This window comes from Telluria beijingensis, from assembly GCF_030770395.1.
Lineage (GTDB): Bacteria > Pseudomonadota > Gammaproteobacteria > Burkholderiales > Burkholderiaceae_D > Telluria > Telluria beijingensis.
Window position 1 is genome coordinate 2,281,731 of record NZ_CP132480.1, and the last position, 18,464, is coordinate 2,300,194.

Annotated in this window: 18 protein-coding genes; 8 read left to right on the forward strand and 10 right to left on the reverse strand. The window is 66.0% G+C overall.

Features of this window, described 5'->3' with window-relative positions; all coding sequences use genetic code 11:
- Nucleotides 1-77 precede the first annotated feature (77 nt).
- Nucleotides 78-1,052, forward strand: a complete 975-nt coding sequence (locus Q9246_RS10135; RefSeq protein WP_306397427.1) for a threo-3-hydroxy-L-aspartate ammonia-lyase — start codon at nt 78-80, stop codon at nt 1,050-1,052.
- Nucleotides 1,053-1,092: 40 nt separating this feature from the next.
- Here Q9246_RS10135 and Q9246_RS10140 read toward each other — a convergent pair whose 3' ends face one another.
- Both Q9246_RS10140 and ompR read right to left on the reverse strand, forming a co-directional pair.
- On the reverse strand, nt 1,093-2,466 hold the full coding sequence (locus Q9246_RS10140; protein ID WP_306397428.1) for an ATP-binding protein: 1,374 nt from the start codon (nt 2,464-2,466) through the stop codon (nt 1,093-1,095).
- A complete protein-coding gene (gene ompR / locus Q9246_RS10145) occupies nt 2,466-3,233 on the reverse strand; it encodes an osmolarity response regulator transcription factor OmpR (protein ID WP_306397429.1) in 768 nt (255 codons plus the stop codon). The genes Q9246_RS10140 and ompR overlap by 1 nt, the downstream gene beginning before the upstream one ends.
- 200 nt (nt 3,234-3,433) lie before the next feature.
- On the opposite strand from ompR, the gene Q9246_RS10150 reads away from it, so the two are divergent.
- The 3 genes from Q9246_RS10150 (at nt 3,434) to Q9246_RS10160 (ending at nt 6,589) form a co-directional block, all read left to right on the forward strand.
- Nucleotides 3,434-3,802 carry a hypothetical protein gene (locus Q9246_RS10150; protein WP_306397430.1) on the forward strand — a complete coding sequence of 123 codons (369 nt, stop codon included), beginning with the start codon at nt 3,434-3,436 and terminating at the stop codon, nt 3,800-3,802.
- A gap of 279 nt (nt 3,803-4,081) precedes the next feature.
- Nucleotides 4,082-5,995, forward strand: a complete 1,914-nt coding sequence (locus Q9246_RS10155; protein ID WP_306397431.1) for a flagellar assembly protein A — start codon at nt 4,082-4,084, stop codon at nt 5,993-5,995.
- 105 nt (nt 5,996-6,100) lie between these two features.
- The gene (locus Q9246_RS10160; protein ID WP_306397432.1) at nt 6,101-6,589 is read left to right on the forward strand and encodes a chemotaxis protein CheW; all 489 of its coding nucleotides are present in this window, start codon (nt 6,101-6,103) and stop codon (nt 6,587-6,589) included.
- Between the two features lie 7 nt (nt 6,590-6,596).
- On the opposite strand, the gene Q9246_RS10165 is transcribed toward Q9246_RS10160, so the two are convergent.
- From Q9246_RS10165 to Q9246_RS10180, 4 genes are all read right to left on the reverse strand, one after another.
- Nucleotides 6,597-8,588, reverse strand: a complete 1,992-nt coding sequence (locus Q9246_RS10165) for an ATP-binding cassette domain-containing protein (RefSeq protein ID WP_306397433.1) — start codon at nt 8,586-8,588, stop codon at nt 6,597-6,599.
- 188 nt (nt 8,589-8,776) lie between these two features.
- Nucleotides 8,777-9,670, reverse strand: a complete 894-nt coding sequence (gene prmB / locus Q9246_RS10170; RefSeq protein WP_306397434.1) for a 50S ribosomal protein L3 N(5)-glutamine methyltransferase — start codon at nt 9,668-9,670, stop codon at nt 8,777-8,779.
- Between the two features lie 19 nt (nt 9,671-9,689).
- The gene (dapE, locus tag Q9246_RS10175; RefSeq protein WP_306397435.1) at nt 9,690-10,826 is read right to left on the reverse strand and encodes a succinyl-diaminopimelate desuccinylase; all 1,137 of its coding nucleotides are present in this window, start codon (nt 10,824-10,826) and stop codon (nt 9,690-9,692) included.
- Nucleotides 10,823-11,185, reverse strand: a complete 363-nt coding sequence (locus Q9246_RS10180) for an ArsC family reductase (protein WP_306397436.1) — start codon at nt 11,183-11,185, stop codon at nt 10,823-10,825. Before Q9246_RS10180 ends, dapE begins: the two co-directional genes overlap by 4 nt.
- 195 nt (nt 11,186-11,380) lie before the next feature.
- On the opposite strand from Q9246_RS10180, the gene Q9246_RS10185 reads away from it, so the two are divergent.
- Together Q9246_RS10185 and Q9246_RS10190 are read left to right on the forward strand one after the other, a co-directional pair.
- Nucleotides 11,381-11,680 (forward strand): hypothetical protein, encoded by a 300-nt coding sequence (locus Q9246_RS10185; RefSeq protein ID WP_306397437.1) that lies wholly within the window; start codon nt 11,381-11,383, stop codon nt 11,678-11,680.
- Entirely contained in the window at nt 11,677-12,198 is a 522-nt protein-coding gene (locus Q9246_RS10190) for a PIN domain-containing protein (protein WP_306397438.1), read from the forward strand. The genes Q9246_RS10185 and Q9246_RS10190 overlap by 4 nt, the downstream gene beginning before the upstream one ends.
- A gap of 1 nt (nt 12,199) precedes the next feature.
- Here Q9246_RS10190 and Q9246_RS10195 read toward each other — a convergent pair whose 3' ends face one another.
- The 3 genes from Q9246_RS10195 to dapC form a co-directional block, all read right to left on the reverse strand.
- Entirely contained in the window at nt 12,200-13,342 is a 1,143-nt protein-coding gene (locus Q9246_RS10195; RefSeq protein WP_306397439.1) for a PilT/PilU family type 4a pilus ATPase, read from the reverse strand.
- Between the two features lie 112 nt (nt 13,343-13,454).
- A complete protein-coding gene (gene dapD, locus Q9246_RS10200; RefSeq protein WP_306397440.1) occupies nt 13,455-14,279 on the reverse strand; it encodes a 2,3,4,5-tetrahydropyridine-2,6-dicarboxylate N-succinyltransferase in 825 nt (274 codons plus the stop codon).
- Nucleotides 14,280-14,327: 48 nt separating this feature from the next.
- Nucleotides 14,328-15,542 (reverse strand): succinyldiaminopimelate transaminase, encoded by a 1,215-nt coding sequence (gene dapC, locus Q9246_RS10205; RefSeq protein WP_306397441.1) that lies wholly within the window; start codon nt 15,540-15,542, stop codon nt 14,328-14,330.
- A 148-nt stretch (nt 15,543-15,690) separates the two neighbouring features.
- Between dapC and Q9246_RS10210 the strand changes: the two genes are divergently transcribed.
- Both Q9246_RS10210 and Q9246_RS10215 read left to right on the forward strand, forming a co-directional pair.
- Nucleotides 15,691-16,452: a YoaK family protein gene (locus tag Q9246_RS10210; RefSeq protein WP_306397442.1), complete on the forward strand. Its 762-nt coding sequence runs from the start codon at nt 15,691-15,693 to the stop codon at nt 16,450-16,452.
- Nucleotides 16,453-16,527: 75 nt separating this feature from the next.
- Nucleotides 16,528-17,505 (forward strand): hypothetical protein, encoded by a 978-nt coding sequence (locus tag Q9246_RS10215; protein WP_306397443.1) that lies wholly within the window; start codon nt 16,528-16,530, stop codon nt 17,503-17,505.
- On the opposite strand, the gene Q9246_RS10220 is transcribed toward Q9246_RS10215, so the two are convergent.
- Nucleotides 17,441-18,433, reverse strand: a complete 993-nt coding sequence (locus Q9246_RS10220; protein ID WP_306397444.1) for an AraC family transcriptional regulator — start codon at nt 18,431-18,433, stop codon at nt 17,441-17,443. The two genes, Q9246_RS10215 and Q9246_RS10220, sit on opposite strands and share 65 nt — an antisense overlap.
- Between the last annotated feature and the right edge of the window lie 31 nt (nt 18,434-18,464).

Here is an 18,464-nt window from a genome sequence, read left to right on the forward strand (position 1 = left end):
CATTCCAGGATTGGATAATATGTCTAATATTGGATCGGACCTCCATTCCGTTACCGCGAACCTGAAAGGACTTCACCATGACCTCGCTCCAGCTCCCTACCTATGAAGACATCGCCCAGGCCGCCGAGCGCATCCTGGGCGCGGCACACCGCACGCCGGTGCTGACCTCGCGCACCGTCAACGAGGAGTTCGGGGCCGAGGTGTTCTTCAAGTGCGAGAACATGCAGCGCATGGGCGCCTTCAAGTTCCGCGGCGGCTACAACGCGTTGTCGAAGTTCAGTCCCGAGCAGCGCCGCGCCGGCGTCGTCGCTTTCTCGTCGGGCAACCATGCGCAGGCGGTGGCGCTGTCGGCCAAAATCCTCGGCATGCCGGCCACGATCATCATGCCGCAGGACGCGCCGGCCGCCAAGGTCGCCGCCACGCGCGGCTATGGCGCCAACGTGGTGACCTACGACCGCTATACCGAAGACCGCGAACAGATCGGCCGCGAGCTGGCCGAGAGGCATGGCCTGACCCTGATCCCGCCCTATGACCATGCGGACGTGATCGCGGGGCAGGGCACGGCCGCCAAGGAGTTGTTCGAGGAAGTGGGGCCACTGGACGCCTTCTTCGTCTGCCTGGGCGGCGGCGGCCTGCTGTCCGGCTCCGCGCTCGCCACGCGCGCGCTGTCGCCGGGCTGCATGCTGTATGGCGTCGAGCCGGAAGCCGGCAACGATGGCCAGCAGTCGTTCCGCAAGGGCGAGATCGTCCACATCGACACGCCGCGCACCATCGCCGACGGCGCGCAGACCCAGCACCTGGGCAAGCTGACCTTCCCGATCATCCAGCGCGACGTGAACGACATCCTCACCGTGAGCGACGACGAGCTGGTGTCCTGCATGCGCTTCTTCGCCGAGCGCATGAAGATCGTGGTGGAGCCGACCGGTTGCCTGGGGTTCGCGGCGGCGCGCAGGATGAAGGAGCAGTTGAAGGGGAAGAAGGTCGGGGTGTTGATCAGTGGCGGGAATATCGACCTGGGGCGGTTCGCGAGCCTGCTCGGCGATCAAGCGTAGGGTGGACGGCAGAGCCGTCCACCCTACGCAGGCGGTCTACTCAAGCCGCCAGCGGCAACGCCACCTGCAGCAAGAACCCGCCGCCCTCGCGGTTACGCACTTCCAGCCCCGCATTGTGCCGGGTCAGCACCCGCTCCACGATCGCAAGGCCCAGCCCGGCGCCATTGGCCTGCCCGCGCGCGCTGTCCAGGCGCGTGAAGGGTTTCATCAGCTGCGCGATCTGGTCCGGCGGCACGCCGACGCCATGGTCGCCGATCTCGATCACGGCGCGCCGGCCGTGGCCCGTGGCCTTCACGCGCAGCACGATGTCGATGTCGGTGCACGCGGTATCCGGCGTCTTGCCGTAGCGGCGCGCGTTCTCGATGATGTTGTTGATCACGCGCCGCAGGTCGGTCGCGTTGCCCATCACGTGCACTCCCGGCATCAGGTCGGTCTTGACATGCAGGTCGGGAATGCGGGCCGCCTCGCGGCCGACGTCGGACAGCATCTCGGACAGGTTCACCGCCACGAAGGTGGCGGCCTCGGTCGGCTTGGCATAGTCGAGGAACTGGCCGATGATGGCGTCCATCTGCGCGATGTCCGACTGCATGCCTTCGCGCGCCTCCTGCGACAGATTGGCCATCTCGACCTCCAGCCCCATGCGCGCCAGCGGCGTGCGCAGGTCGTGCGAGATGCCGGCCAGGATCACGGCGCGGTCCTTCTCCACCTGCGCCAGGTCTTCCACCATCTGGTTGAAGCTGCGATTTGCCTCGATGATCTCTTGCGATCCCTTCTCGGGCAGGCGCGCGGGACGCTCGCCCTTGGCGATCGCGCGCGCGGCAGCCGTCAGGCGCGCCAGCGGGCGGTTGACCAGGCTCGAGATCAGCGCCGCGCCGACCACCGACAGCAGGCCCACCACCGTGGCCCAGCCCAGCCACTGCACGCGCGTCAGGCCGGCCAGGCGCTCGCGTTCCAGCATCAGCCAGTACTGGTCGTCCTCGATATTGAAGCTGATGTAGAAGCCCGGCACGCCATTCAGGCCGCTCGAGAAGCGCGTGCTGGCGCCCAGGCGCTCGCGCACCATGGCCGCGATCTCGGGCATCAGGGGATTGTTCGGCGGCGGCTCGACGACGTCGGTGTCTTCGAGCGTGAAGATGCGGATGCCTTCGCTGGACGCCAGTTCGAGCAGCAGCTCGCGCCGCAGGTCGGGCGCCGAGTGGGTCAGCGCGGCCTTGGTGATGGTCACCACCGACACCACCAGTTCGGCGGTCTGCTGCACCTGCGGGCCGCGCTGGACCACGCTGATCATGCCGATCCAGGCGCCCATCGACACCGCGGTCAGCACCGACATCAGGAAGAAGGTGCGCCAGAACAGGCCGCTCTTGAACCAGGCGAAGCGCAGCGCGCGCCGCGCTTGAACGAATGGGGCGAACACTAGCGCGGCTGGCCTTCAGGGATGAACACGTAGCCCAGGCCCCACACGGTCTGGATGTATAGCGGGCTCGATGGATCGGGTTCGATCAGCTTGCGCAGGCGCGAGATTTGCACGTCGAGCGAGCGGTCGAACACCTCGTATTCGCGGCCGCGGGCCAGTTCCATCAGCTTCTCGCGCGACAGCGGCTGGCGCGCATGGCGCGCGAATACCTTCAGCACCGAGAATTCGCCGGTCGTCAGCGGCACCGTCTCGCCGTTCTTCTTGAGCGTGCGCGTGCCCAGGTCGAGCACGAAGTCGCCGAACTCGAAGGTCTGCGGGGTTTCGGACGGCGCGCCGGGGATCTCGTCCGGGCCCTTGCGGCGCAGGACGGCCCCGATGCGGGCCACCAGCTCGCGCGGGTTGAACGGTTTTGGCAGGTAGTCGTCGGCGCCCATCTCGAGGCCGACGATGCGGTCGACGTCCTCGCCTTTCGCGGTGAGCATGATGATCGGGGTCTGGTCGCCAGCGCCGCGCAGGCGGCGGCAGATCGACAGGCCGTCTTCGCCGGGCAGCATCAGGTCGAGCACCAGCAGGTCGTAGCGCTCGCGCAGCCACAGCTTGTTCATCGCCGGCGCGCTTTCGGCGGTCACCACCTGGAAGCCCTGTTCGGTCAGGTAGCGGCGCAGCAGGTCGCGCAGGCGCACGTCGTCATCCACGACCATGATCTTGGCGGAGTGGCCCGATGGTGCGCCCGTTCCCGCATTATTGTTCGAAGTCGATGAAGTCATAGAACTGTCCAGAATTGTCAGATGAATGTCGCTATGGTAACTTCTTATGGGTTTGACGTAGGCACGTCTCAGCCCAGCCATTACAATGTGTTACAAACTTTACCCAATAAGTCTTACTCCCCTTTCGGTATGCACCTACACTGGCGACAAGTGATCAACACAGCTTATCCGTTTATCCGGCATCGCGGAAGAGGAACACCATGAACCACGCGCACATCGACAACCCAGCAGCACTCGGCGCCAGCGGCAGCCGGCTCGCCCGGCTCGCGCGCCTTGGTATCCTGGCTTGCGCGCTGGCTGGCGCCGGCGCCGGTGCACTGGCGCAGAACCAGGAGCGCGATCCGCGCCGCGAAGAAGCGGCGCAGATGCGCGAACGTTACCAGATGCAGGCCCAGCAGGATGCCCGCGCCTACGAGATGCGCGACCAGGACCGCCGCGCGATGGAAGCCCAGTCCGATGCGGCGCGCGACGACCGTCGCCGCGGCCGCATGTCGGCGGACGAGCGGCGCGACCTGCGCCGCCAGATCAAGGAAGGGGCGGACCTGTATCCGAACTCCCGCCGCCGCTGACAGCGCGGCATGCAATGTAAAACAACGGCGCCGATGGCGCCGTTGTCGTTTCTGGAATTTGACATTTCACAAGGGGCATACGGGGCGCGGATTGTGTGGTTTTGCCGGATTCTCACGAAAATCCACCGCCCGGCAATGGTGTCAGCCACGCCACAAATTTTCTTTTTAGAAATCTAGTTGCAATATGTTTATTTAGATTGCGCAACATGCTATGTTTACCTCCACCTTACTGTTGGCAGGGTCTTCGTCGCCAACTCTTTCGCCAACTGGAGCGTGAACGTGTCCGACCTTGCCGTACTCCCCGACGCAGCGCCTGTCGCGGCCACCGCCGTCCGTTTCAGCTCCAGCGGGCCGGAACATTGCATCGCCAGGCGGGACGACGGCATCTATGCAGACCCCGAAGTGCTGGGCACCACGCTGGCGGCGGCGGTCGACGGCATCCTGCGCTCGAACCATTATTTCGCCGGCCTCGATTACCCCGTCCTGATCAAGGCCCTGTACGGCCACGGCGCCGACCTGCCGCGCGACGCGGCCGGCCGGGTGTCGGTGCGCATCGCCGACGATATCGTGGCCTTCGCGCCGCAGCGCCAGTCGCTGTACCGCTCGGTCAAGATCGCCGACGGCCAGGCCGAATACTATTTCGAGCCCGTGTTCGAGCGCGACGACGAAGGTAACGAGCGCCGGACCCGCCTTGACGTCGATGAATTTGTCGCCGACATGTGGATCAAGGGCATCCGTTTCGGCGCCCAGGTCGACGCCATCCGCCGCACCATCGAGGCCGGCGCGGCTGGCCGCTACGTGGTGGCGCGGCGCCTGGATCCGCGCAATGGCGACGACGCCCGGGTCGAGGAAGTGACCAGCGACCTGCACCGCAGCGACGCGCCGCGCCAGCTTGCCAACGGCAAGCTCGACCTGATGAGCTTCCAGAACCGCTTTCCGCAAGTCGCCGCCGGCACCCGCCTGCTGCGCAAGGTGCCGCGTACCAACGGCAGCCCCGGCTTCGACCTGAACGGCATTCCGATCGCGCCCGAAGTCGCCAAGGACCTCGACCTGGCCGCCTATGCGGCCGACGGCACCGCGGTCGAGCTGGTCCCGGAAGGCGAATTCCTGGTCGCGCGCCAGGATGGCTTCTTGAGTGTCGACCCCAGGAGCAGCCGCATCGCCATCACCGACAAGATCGTCAGCCGCGACGGCGTCAGCGCCAGGACCACCGGCAACCTGCAGCTGAGCGGCGACTACGAGGAATTCGGCGAAGTGCAGGAGCAGCGCATCATCGAGGGCGAGGGCATTACGGTGCACGGCGACGTGTACGGCCACGTGGTCTCGCGCGTTGGCGCCATCGTCCTGCACCGCAACCTGGTGGGAGGCAGCGCGCGCAACCTGGAAGGCGGCGTGCGGGTGCTGGGCGTGGCCTCGACGGCGGCGATCCAGGCGCCGAAAGGCGAGATCGTGCTGGGGCGCGCCGAGAACTGCGTGATCGCGGGCGCCCGCATCAAGGTCGAGACCGCGATCAATTGCGAGATCATGGGCGACGAAGTCGAGGTAGCGCATGCCGAAGGCTGCGTCATCGCCGGGCGGCGCGTGGCGATCGGCAGCGCGGCGCCGTGGAAGCTGGGCGAGATGCTGGTCTGGCTGCTGCGGCCCGATTGCGCGCGGATCGACGCGGCGCTGGCCCAGGTGCGCGAGCGGATCGACCAGTTCGCCGAGCTGGCGGCGCGCCACCGCACGGCAATGGAAGCCCTTGCCGGCCAGCCGGACATGCGGAAATACCTGCTGCTGGCGCCGCGCCTGCGCAAGGGCGAGCTGGTGCTGACGCCGGAACAGGAACCGCAGTTCCGGCGCCTGGCGGCGACCGTGGCGCCGGCGCTCAAGGAACTGGGGCGGCTGTCGCAAGAGGCCAAGGCGCTCGACGGCGAACGCCAGGCCGGGACCGCGCTGCTGGCGCGCCTCGAGGCCCAGCGCTTCGAGCGGGTCGGCGCGGCGCGGGTCGCGCTCGGCCAGCTGGCGGGCGAAGTGCAGGTGCTGGCATTGCCCTACGAGCCGGACCTGGGCTGTGCCTGGGACCTGGCGCCGCGCGACATCAAGCTGCGCCTGCGCGACACCAAGGGCGCCGAGGTGCTGTTCGCGGGCCGCGAAGGGACGTGGGCCTGGGATTCGGAAAGCGCCGCCGACGCGCCGCAGGCGCCGGCCTGAGTTTGGTCCGCCCACGTCGTGGGCGCAAGGCCGAAATTGACTGCAGTCAACATCGCCCGTGGGGGCCGGGCATACGATGGGGGTCGTACTCATAAAGGATCCACCATGGTCACCTCCAGCGTTCCGCGCTTTCCGGCGCCACGGCATGCCGCTCCCAGGGAGTTCCTCAGCTTCATGCTCGACGGGCAGGAATACGGGCTCGATTGCGCGCGGGTGCAGGAGCTCAAGCTGCTGGGATCCCTCGAGCGCTTCGCGGCCGACGGCGAGATCATCGGCGGCGTGGCGCTGTCGCATGGGGTGATCATGCCGGTGGTCGACATGCGGGGCGGCGGCGCGCAGAGAGTGGGGCAGGGGCGGTCGGCGCCCGATACCGACGTCATCATCCTGCGCCTGTCGAGCGGGATCGTCGGGATGGTGGTTGAGGGCGTGACCGGCATCGTGCACGTGCGGCCGGAGACGGTGCAGCCCTTGCCGGACGCGCCGGGCGCGGGCTACCTGATCGGCATGGCGCGGGTCGAGGGCCGGCGTGTCGTGCTGATCGACATCGACCGGCTGATGTCGTTGTCGCCAAGGCGGCCGTTGCGGGCCGCGTGACGAATAGTTACGCCGTCAACGCCTCCAGCTGCTCCTGGATCTCCAGCCATTCCATCTCCAGCGCTTCCAGGTCGCGCGCCGCGAAAGCCTGGTCGGCCACCAGCGTCTTGAGGCGCTCCTTGTTCGCCGCCTCGTAGATCGCCGGATCGAGCAGTTCGGCGTCGATCGCCGCCTTCTTTGCACTCAGCTTGGCCATCTGCTCGTCCAGGCGCTTGACCCGGTTTTCCAGCGGCTTGCGCTGGGCGGCCAGGCGCTGGCGCTCCTCGGCTTCCAGGCGCTTCTGTTCCTTGCGCTCGGCCGGCGAGGCCGTCGGGACAGGCGCGGCGGCGACCGCCTTCGCGGCCGGCGCCGGCGCCGCGCCGGGCAGGGCCTCGGTGCCCTTGCCCAGCTTGGTCTTGAACAGCCAGTCCTTGTAGTCGTCCAGGTCGCCGTCAAACGGCTGCAGGCGGCCGTCGGCCACGATGATGAACTGGTCGGTGGTGGCGCGCAGCAGGTGGCGGTCGTGCGAGACGACGACCAGCGTGCCTTCGAACTGGGCCAGCGCCATCGTCAGCGCCTCGCGCGTCTCGAGGTCCAGGTGGTTGGTCGGTTCATCGAGCAGCAGTAAATTTGGCCGCTGCCACACGATCAGGGCCAGCGCCAGGCGCGCCTTCTCGCCGCCCGAGAACGGCTTGATCGGGCTGGTCACCATATCGCCCGGGAAGTTGAAGCTGCCGAGGAAGTTGCGCAGCTCCTGTTCGCGCACCGTCGGCGCGATCTTCGCCAGGTGCCACAAGGGCGATTCGTCGTGGCGCAGCATCTCGACCTGGTGCTGGGCGAAGTAGCCGATCGACAGGCCCTTGCCGAGCGTGGCGTGGCCGGTGAGCGGCGCCAGCTCGCCGGCGACGGTCTTGATCAGCGTCGACTTGCCGGCGCCGTTCACGCCCAGGAGGCCGATGCGCTGGCCGATCTGCAGTGAAAAATCGATGTGGTTGACAATGGTCTTGGCGCCGACCTTGTCGCCATGGGCGTCCAGCAGCGGGTAGCCGGCATCGACGCCTTCCAGCACCAGCAGCGGATTCGGGGCTGCCAGCGGTTCGCGGAACTCGAACGAGAATTCGGCGGCGGCGCGCAGCGGCGCCAGTTCTTCCATTTTTGACAGCGCCTTGATCCGGCTCTGCGCCTGGCGCGCCTTGGTGGCCTGCGCCTTGAAGCGGTTGATGAAGGATTCGAGGTGGGCGCGCTGGCGATTCTGCTTCTCGATGGCCGAGGCCTGCAGCACCATCTGGGCCGCGCGCTGGCGCTCGAAGGCGGAATAGTTGCCGCTGTAGCGCTTCAGCTTGCGCTCGTCGATGTGCACCACCACGTTCACGATCTCGTCCAGGAAGTCGCGGTCGTGGGAAATGATGATCAGGGTGCCGGGATAGCGCTTGAGCCAGTCCTCGAGCCAGATGATGGCGTCCAGGTCCAGGTGGTTGGTCGGTTCGTCGAGCAGCAGCAGGTCGGAAGGGCACATCAGCGCCTGCGCCAGGTTCAGGCGCATGCGCCAGCCGCCCGAGAAGCTGGCCACCGGCTGGTTCATCTGCGCCAGCGAGAAGCCCAGGCCCAGCAGCAGCTGTTCACCGCGCGACTGCACCGTGTAGGCATCCGCATCGGCCAGTGCCGCGTGCAGTTCGCCCAGGCGCATGCCGTGGGCGTCGGCGTCGGGGTGCGCTTCCAGTTCTTCCAGCTCGGCCTGCAGTTTGCGCAACCCGACGTCGCCGTCGATCGCGTAGTCGAGCGCCGCGCGCTCGAGCGGCGGCGTCTCTTGCGCCACATAGGCCATGCGCCACCTGGCGGGGAAGTCGATCTGCCCCTGGTCCGGATGCAGCTCGTTGCGCAGCAGGCCGAACAGGCTCGATTTGCCGGCGCCATTGGCGCCGATCAGGCCGATCTTGTCGCCGGGGTTGAGGGTAAGGTCGGCGTCGACGAGCAGCGGCTTGGTGCCGCGCATCAGGCTGACGTTCTGGATACGGATCATGGGAATCTAACTAACATTACTTCGTTGTTTGCTCATGCACGTCGTCCCCGCGAAGGCGGGGACCCAAGTGTGCATGTGTCGCCGCAACGTTTGACGTATTGGCTGATCAGGAAAACTTGGGTCCCCGCCTTCGCGGGGACGACGTTCGAAGGCCGGCGCAATCAATCGGCGCCGGCCAATCGCGTATTTTACTGCGCGGTCTGCAACTGCTCTGCCGTCAGCAGGAACACCGCATCGTCGCCGATGCTGGTGGTCAGCCAGGTCAGGCCCAGGTGGCCGAAGGCCGCTTCGGCGTATTCGCGCTCGTTGCCGATCTCGACCACCAGGATGCCGTCCGGCGTCAGGCGCTCGGCGGCGCCGGCGATGATCTTGCGCACCAGGTCCATGCCGTCCTCGCCGCCGGCCAGCGCGATCTGCGGCTCGTTCAGGTATTCCGGCGGCAGGGTGCGCATCGATTCCGCGTTCACGTACGGCGGATTGGTAATGATGAGGTCGTACTTCTTGAACGGCACGTTCTCGTACAGGTCCGACTCGATCGGGTTCACCCGGCCTTCCATCTTGTATTCGCGAATATTGTGCTCGGCCACGGCCAGCGCGTCCTTCGAGATGTCGACCGCGTCGACCACGGCGTTCTCGAAGGTGTCGGCCATCATGATCGCCAGGCAGCCGCTGCCGGTGCACAGTTCGAGCACGTTTTCGACGCCGTCCGGGTCGGTCAGCCATGGGCTGAACTGCTGCGGGATCAGTTCGGCGATGAAGGAGCGCGGCACCAGCACGCGTTCGTCGACGTAGAAGCGGTACTCGCCCAGCCACGCCTCCTTGGTGATGTAGGCGGCCGGCACGCGCTCGGTGACGCGGCGCTCGATCACCGACATCACCTGCAGCACTTCGTCCGGCAGCAGCCTGGCGTCGAGGAAGGGCTCGAGGCGGTCCAGCGGCAATTTGAGGGTGTGCAGGATCAGGTAGGCGGCTTCGTCGAAGGCCTCGGCGCTGCCATGGCCGAAGAACAGCTTGGCGCCGTTGAAGCGGGTGATGGCGTAGCGCAGCAGGTCGCGCGGCGTACTGAAGGTGGTGTTGGTCATGGCCTTGTTCTCTTGTTGGTCAGGCAGCCAGCAGGCGTTCGAGCGTGCGGCGGTAGATGTTCTTCAGGGGATCGATGTAGCGCAGCTCGATGTGTTCATCGATCTTGTGGATGCTGGCGTTCGGTGGCCCGAATTCTATCACCTGGGGGCAGATGCGGGCGATGAAGCGGCCATCCGAGGTCCCGCCGCTGGTCGACAGTTCGGCCTGCACGCCCAGCTCTTCCCTGATCGCGCCGCAAATGGTGTCGGACAGCGGTCCCTTCTCGGTCAGGAAGGGCTGGCCCGACAGCGTCCAGTCGAGGTCATAGTCCAGGCCGTGGCGGTCGAGGATGGCGTGCACGCGCGACTGCAGGCCCTCGGCCGTGCTGGCGGTCGAGAAGCGGAAGTTGAAGTCGATGTTCAGGCTGCCCGGGATCACATTGGTGGCGCCGGTGCCGGCCGCCATGTTCGAGATCTGCCAGCTGGTGGGCGCATAGTATTCATTGCCCTCGTCCCAGACCTCCGCCGTCAGCTCGGCCAGCGCCGGCGCCGCCTGGTGGATCGGGTTGCGCGCCAGCTGCGGATAGGCGATATGGCCCTGGATGCCCTTGATGGCGAGGTGGCCCGACAGCGAACCGCGGCGGCCGTTCTTGATCGTATCGCCCAGCACATGGTTCGAGGTCGGCTCGCCGACCAGGCAGTAGTCCAGCGTCTCGCCGCGATCTTCCAGCAGGTCGACCACGACCGCGGTGCCGTCGACCGCGGGGCCTTCTTCGTCGCTGGTGATGAGGAAGGCGATCGAGCCTCGATGGTCCGGATGGTCGGCGATGAATTCCTCGCAGGCGATCGCCATCGCTGCGATCGAGGTCTTCATGTCCGAGGCGCCGCGTCCATACAGCCTGCCGTCGCGCTGGGTCGGCACGAAGGGGTTCGATTCCCAGTGGTGCAGCGGGCCGGCCGGGACCACGTCGGTATGGCCGGCGAACACGAACACGGGCGCTTCGCTGCCTTTACGGGCCCACAGATTGGTCACGCCGTTCGACTCGATGACCTCGCAGCGAAAGCCCAGCGGCGCCAGCAATTCGATCAGACGCTGCTGGCAGCCCTTGTCGTGTGGCGTGATCGAGTCGAGCGCGATCAGCTCTTCGGCCAGCAGCAGGGTCCGTGAGGGTTTCACTTTGCGCTCTCGAACTTGCTTGCGTAAGCGTCGCTGCTGAATCCGACGGATACCGGACCGACGCCCTGCAGCACCGGGCGCTTGATGACGGACGGGTTTTCCAGCATCAGGTCGATGGCGCTGTCGGCGTCCTTGACCTGCGCCTTGCGCTCGTCGGACAGGTTGCGCCAGGTCATGCCTTTGCGGTTGACCAGGGTTTCCCAGTCGACGTCCTTCAGCCAACCCTGGACCAGTTCGCGGTCCAGGCCTTGTTTCTTGAAGTCATGGAAAGTGAAATCGTGGCCGTTGTCGGCCAGCCAGGTGCGGGCTTTCTTGACGGTGTCGCAGTTGGGGATTCCGTAGAGAGTTAAAGTCTTCATGAATGCGTGCTTGAAAATTGTTTGGCTTCGGCCCGATAGTCGCTGCATCCAGCAGCCGGAGGCGAAAGGTTGGCAGGGTAACATGCCGCCGAGTTCGACGGTGTGCAGTTGGCAATGAGCTGCTCACCGAGGTCCGGACCACGTTATGATGTTCGATTATTCTATCTACATTCATGCATCCGCCGGGGAACCAACATGCCGACCATATCGATGAAAGACGCCGTATCCACAGCGAAGACCATCATCAATGAACTCTACGCCGACGAGTCCCTGAGCGCCCTGGCCCTCGAGGAAATCGAACTCGTGATGGATGGGGATACCGAATGCTGGGCAGTGACGCTCGGGTTTTATCGGCCGAAATCGGTCACGGTAAAAACGGGGGCAATCGGCAGCCTGCTTCAACCAACGCAGGTCGAGAATCGGGACTACAAGAAACTGTATATCAATGCTGAAAGTGGTGCATTCACCCGGATGGAAATACGACCGATACCATGAGCGCCTCACTCGATCGGCAACTTGGCGGATTGGCATCGAAACATTCCAGTAGTGGGATCTTTCTCGACACGAACGTCATGTTGCTTTTCATTTTCGCAGTGTTCATGCCTGAGAAGATCGAAGGCTCGAAGCGGCTCGCGAAATACGATCGGGCTGCGGCAGAATTGCTGTTGAGGTACGTGCAGAGATTTGATCACGTCATCGCTACGCCGCATGTATTGGCGGAGACATCCAACTTGGCCCGTCAGAATGTGCGAGGTTGGATGTGGACGGCGCTGAGCGAGCACCTGTTTCCCTTGTTTTGTTCCAACGATGGCCGCATCGTATTGAGGGCCGTAGATCTAGCCGACATCAAGTTTGCAGCGTTTCACGATCTTGGGCTTACCGATGCCGTGATTGCCGCCACACTCGGCGATAATCTGTTGCTCACTGACGATCTCGACTTGTATCTTGCCGTCACGGGAAAGCACGACGCCATTAATTTCACGCATATGCGCGAAGCAGCCGGAAATCTCTAGCTCAGGAATTGAGCGTGAACTCGGTAAACGAGGCGCCCTGCGGCGCGGCGGGCTTTTCCTGTTCCTGCTGCTGGGCCTGGCTATCCGGCCCATTGTTGAGCAGCCACAGCAGATTGGTGGCCGAATCGGCATTGGCCAGCGCCTCTTCCTGGCTTACCAGCCCGTCCTTGACCAGCTTGAACAGCGCGCCCTCGAACGACTGCGAGCCGGGCGACAGGCTCTTGTCCATCGCTTCCTTGATCTGGCCGATCTCGCCTTTTTCGATCAGGTCGGCGATGTAGCGGGTGTTCAGCATCACCTCGACCGCCGCCTGGCGCGCGCCGCCAGCGGCGGATTTCACCAGCCGCTGCGAGACGATCGCCTTGACGCTCGACGCCAGGTCTTGCAGCAGGGCGCCGCGGTTTTCCATCGGGTAGAAGCTGATGATGCGGTTCAGCGCGTTGTAGCTGTTGTTGGCGTGCAGGGTGGCCAGCACCAGGTGGCCGGACTGGGCGTAGGCCAGGGCCGCGGCCATCGTCTCGCGGTCGCGGATCTCGCCGATCAGGATGCAGTCGGGCGCCTGGCGCATCGAATTCTTCAGCGCGATGCCGAAGCTGCTGGCGTCGCTGCCGATCTCGCGCTGGTTGACGATCGACTTCTTGTTCTTGAACAGGTATTCGATCGGGTCTTCGAGCGTCAGGATGTGGCCGGTGCGCGCTTCGTTGCGGTGGTCGAGCATGGCGGCGATGGTGGTCGACTTGCCGGAGCCGGTGGCGCCGACGACCAGCAGCAGGCCGCGCTTTTCCATGATCAGCTCTGAGAGCACGGGCGGCAGGCCCAGTCCGCCAAGCGGCGGGATATCTGCCGGCACGAAGCGGAACACGGCCGAGATCGAGCCGCGCTGGCGGAAGGCCGACAGGCGGAAGCGGCCCAGGTTGGGGACGGAGACGCCCATATTCAGTTCATTGTCGCGCTCGAGCTCTAGCAGCTGTTCCGGCGTGGCGACTTCGGACAGCAGCGACAGGATGTTCTCGGGTTCGAGACGGTGCTGGTTGATGGGGATGAGGGCGCCGTTGATCTTGATGTGGACCGGGGAATTCACGGCGAAGAACATGTCGGAGGCGTTCTTCTCTTTCATCAGTTGGAACAGGCGGTCCATGGCCATTGCGTCGTCTCCGTAGTTCAGGGTGTTTTGGAGGCGGATGAACGCGTGGACGGCGGAGCCGACTCGGCGTCCCCGTCCACGCGTCCAACCGGCTCATGCGCACTCGCGCAAATTACTCGCCGCGCAGCAGCTCGTTGATCCCGGTCTTCGCGCGCGTCTGCGCATCCACGCGCTTGACGATCACCGCGCAGTACAGGCTGTACTTGCCGTCGGCGGACGGCAGGCTGCCCGACACCACCACGGAACCCGACGGCACGCGGCCGTAGCTCACTTCGCCGGTCTCGCGGTTGTAGATCTTGGTCGACTGGCCGATGTACACGCCCATCGAGATCACCGAGTTCTCTTCGACGATCACGCCTTCGACGATCTCCGAACGCGCGCCGATGAAGCAGTTGTCTTCGATGATGGTCGGGTTGGCCTGCATCGGTTCCAGCACGCCGCCGATGCCGACGCCGCCCGACAGGTGGACGTTCTTGCCGATCTGCGCGCACGAACCCACGGTGGCCCAGGTGTCGACCATGGTGCCTTCATCGACGTAGGCGCCGATATTGACGTAGGACGGCATCAGCACGACGTTCTTGCCGATGAAGCTGCCGCGGCGGGCGACGGCCGGCGGCACCACGCGGAAACCGCCGCGGGCGAAATCTTCCGGCGTGTAGTCGGCGAACTTGGTCGGTACCTTGTCGTAGAACTGGATGTCTCCGGAAGCCACCGGCACGTTGTTCTCGAGGCGGAACGACAGCAGCACGGCCTTCTTGATCCACTGGTTCACGACCCAGCTGCCGGTATCTTTCTGCGCCACGCGCAGGCTGCCGTCATCGAGGCCGGCGAGGACGTGGGCAACGGCTTCGCGTACTTCGGCGCTGGCATTGTTCGGGCTGATGTCGGCGCGCTGTTCCCAGGCGGTGTCGATGATGGTTTGGAGTTGTTGGGTCATGGTGCTGGTCTTGGTTGAAATAAAAAATCGGGAATGCGGGATGGGCGCCTACTTGAGGCCCTGGCAGAACTGGACGATGCGGTTTGCCGCTTCCAGTCCTTCGTCGACGCCGGCCACCAGGGCCATGCGGATGCGGTCGCGCCCCGGGTTGTGCCCGTGCGCCTCGCGCGCCAGGTAGCTGCCCGGCAGGACCGTCACATTATAGTCGGCGTACAGGCGCTGCGCGAAGTCGGTGTCCGACAGGCCGGTGCGGCGCACGTCGGCCCACAGGTAGAAGCCGGCGTCGGGCAGTTCGACGTCCATTACGCCCTTGAGCAGCGGCGTGATCAGGGCGAATTTTTCCTTGTACAGCGCGCGGTTGTCCTGCACGTGCTGCTCGTCGTTCCAGGCCGCGATCGAGGCCGCCTGCACCGGCGGCGACATCGCGCCGCCGCAATAGGTGCGGTAGAGCAGGAATTTCTTCATCGCGGCCGGGTCGCCGGCGACGAAACCGGAACGCATGCCCGGCACGTTCGAGCGCTTCGACAGGCTCGAGAACACGATCAGGTTGCGGTACGGCCGCTCGCCGCCGCTCCTGCCCAGCTGGTGCGCCGCTTCCAGCGCGCCCAGCGGCGGCGTGGAGCCGGTATAGATCTCGGAATAGCACTCGTCGGCCGCGATCAAAAAGCCCCAGCGGTCCGAGAGTTCGAACAGCTGGCGCCAGTCGTCCAGGCCAAGGGTGGCGCCGGTCGGGTTGCCGGGCGAGCAGACGTAGAGCAACTGCACGCGCGGCCAGACTTCGTCAGGCACGCTGCCATAGTCTGGCGCAAAATTACGCGCCGGTTCCGAGTTGACGAAATACGGCGTGGCGCCGGCCAGGTAGGCCGCGCCTTCGTAGATCTGGTAGAACGGGTTCGGGCACAGCACCAGCGCATCCGGCCGCGAGGCATCGACCATGCACTGGGCGATGGCGAACAGCGCTTCGCGCGAGCCGTTCACCGGCAGCACCATGGTGGCCGGGTCCAGCGCCGGGATGCCGTAACGGCGTTCCAGCCAGCCGGCGATCGCCGCCCGCAGCGGCTCGGCGCCCACCGTGCTCGGATAATTGGCCAGGCCGGCCACCGCATGCGTCAGGGCTTTCTCGATGAAGGCCGGGGTCGGGTGCTTCGGCTCGCCGATGCCCAGGCTGATGGGAGCATGAGCCGGGTTCGGGACGATGCCGGCGAACAGCTGCCGCAGTTTTTCGAACGGATAAGGATGGAGCTTGTCGAGATGGGGATTCACGGCAGTCGGATGCGCGGTACGCAGTATGCGGTTTCGATAATTTTTTATTATAGCCCCATGAATGGAGATGCGTTCGAGTGTGAGGCAAGTGATTTGCGGTAACATGAACCACACATTCACCCGCGGTTTCATTGGAAAGCGATTCGCCGTGCCGATCAGTTACGCGCGCAGCCTGACAGGACATGAACGCACGCCGGGCGCCAACCGGCACCTGGGCGTTGCGCTGGCCTTCGTGGCCGGCGCGATCAATGCCGGCGGCTTCCTGGCGGTGCGCGAGTACACCTCGCACATGACCGGCATCGTCTCCAGCGCCGCCGACCACCTGGTGCTGGGCGATACCGACCTGGTGCTGGCGGCCATCGGCGCACTGCTCAGCTTCCTGCTGGGCGCGGCCAGCACCGCCATCCTCGTCAACTACATCCGGCGCCGCGGCCTGCGCAGCGGCTTCGCGCTGCCCTTGTTGCTCGAAGCCGTGCTTCTGCTGGTCTTCGGCATCCTCGGCGCGCGCCTGGCCGGGATCGACGCCCTGTTCATCCCTCTCACCGTGATGCTGCTGTGCTACATGATGGGGTTGCAGAATGCGGTCATCACCAAGGTCTCGCACGCCGAGATCCGCACCACCCACATGACCGGCATCGTGACCGATATCGGCATCGAGCTGGGCAAGATGGCTTACTGGAACGGCGAGGGCAAGGTGCGCCAGCCGAAGGTCACCGCCAATCTCGGGCGCCTGCTGCTGATGCTGTCGCTGCTCGGGGCGTTCTGCCTGGGAGGCGTGGTGGGCGCGCTGGGCTTCAAGCACCTGGGCTACCTGTCCACCGTGCCGCTGGCGGCCTTCCTGTGCGTGCTGGCGATCGTGCCGGTGGTCGACGATGCCGTGCGCGTGCTGGGGCGGCAGGGCGAGTCCTGACAGGGGAGGGCAGCGCAAACGCCGGCTGCCGGTGCGTATGCGGTTATGATGCCGCTTTCCACTAGTTGCCCTGTCATGCATCACGCATCGATTCCGCATTCCACCGGCCGCCCGCTCAACTGGCCGCTGCTCGCCATCTCCTTCGCGCTGCTTGCCTATGCCGTCATGTGCTGGCGCTGGGGCGGCACGGTCGAGGATTCGCAAGCTTATTACGACACCGCGCGCTACCTGCGCGGCGAGCTCGCGGCCAGCGAACTGCGCGCGCCTTTCCCGTATCGCCTGCTTGTGCCGGCCGCCGCCTCGGTCATGCCGGGCGAGCTGCGCAACAGCTTCGCCTTGCTGAACTGGCTGCTGGTGGTCGCCGGCGCCTGCTGCATGGCGGCCGCCGTGCTGCGCGCGGGCCTCGACCACAAGCGCGCCATCGCGGCCGGCCTGTTGATGATCGTGTCCCTGCCCACCTTCTGGTACGCGCCCTACCTGCTGGTCGATCCGGGCTCGATCGCGGCCCGCGCCGCCTTCGTGCTGGCGGTGCTGTCCGGCCAGCCCTGGCTGGCGGCGCTGGCGGGCCTGGTCGGCTCGGCGATCCGCGAAGAGAACGTCCTGCTGCTGGTGTGGCTGGTCGCCACGCGCCAGATTGCCGTGCTGCCCGGCCTCGCCTTCCTGGCTGCCGCCGGCGGCTGGATGGTGCTGGTGCGCTGGTACCTGATCACCGGCCTGCCCGGCTATACCTGGCAGCCCAACTTCGGGACCGTGCTGGCGGCCCTGCGCGACGTCCGCTCGCTGGCCTCGATCGCGGGGACGGCCTTGCTGGTGGTGCCGCTGGCCATCGTCGGCTGGCGCCGTGCGCCGGCCCCGTTGCGGCCGCTGACCAGCCTTCTGCTGCTGATGGCCTTGCCCCAGCTGTATGCGGCGCTCAGCGTGCGCGTCGAGGGGCGCCTGGTGTGGGGGCTGTATCCCTTCCTGGTGCCGTTCGCGGTGTGCGTCGGCCTCAGGCGATCCGCTCGCGCCACGCCCCCGGATTCATCCCGCTCCATTCGCGAAACGCGTGGGTGAACGCGCTCTGCTCCTGGAAGCCGAGCAAGAAGGCGATGTCGACCAGTCCCAGTTCGCGCCGGCGCAGGTAGTCCTGGGCCAGGCCGAAGCGCAGCGCGTCGAGCACTTCCTGGTAGCTCGACCCGGCCTCGGCCAGCTTGCGCTGCAGGGTGCGGGGCGACAGTCCCAGCTCGGCCGCCACCGGCGCCAGCCGCGCCGCGCCGCCGGCCAGGCGCGGCAGCAGCGCGGCGCGCACCCGCGCCACAATGTGCTCCTGCCGGGCGGCGCGTTCTTCGAGCAGGCGCTCGGCGTGCTGGAGCAGGAGCGGATACAGGCTCGTGTCGGCATTCGGGACCGGCATCGCCAGCAGGGCCGCATCGACCGTCGCGCAGTGGCGCGGCGCATCGAACCCTGGCGCCACGCCCAGTACGCGCAGGTATTCGGCGTCGCCATGGCCCGGGTCGGGATGCATGAAGCTTAGCCCCAGCGGCGCCAGCGGCCGTCCGGCCAGCCAGCTGCCGAACACGCGGATGCCGGCGAATACACTCTCGACCAGATGCCGGGTGGCGTCCGGATGGTGGCTGATCCATTCGTAATGCGCCTGCGCGCCACCCTGCGCCAGCCGGCTGTGTCCGAGGTCGTGGGCCAGCGATTCATAGCGCTCGGTCAGCTGCAGCGCGTGGCCGAAGCTGTCGCAGGCCAGCAGCAGCATGCCGTAGGCGCTGTAGGTGGCGGGCCCCACCTTTTCGCCCACGTGCAGGCCGAAGAAAGGATCGCCCGCCAGGCGCGCGCCGGCTTCCAGCAAGGCGATGTAGCGTCGCGAGGACAGGTTATCTGGCAACGGGTCGAGGGCGTCGGGGGCCAGGCCGGCGGCCTGCGCCAGCTGGTCGGGGGCCAGACCGCGCTCGCGCGCGGTGTCCAGCAGCGGCTGCAGATAGGAACCCGTCACGCGGCCGCCATCCGCGGGCGCTGGCGCGATA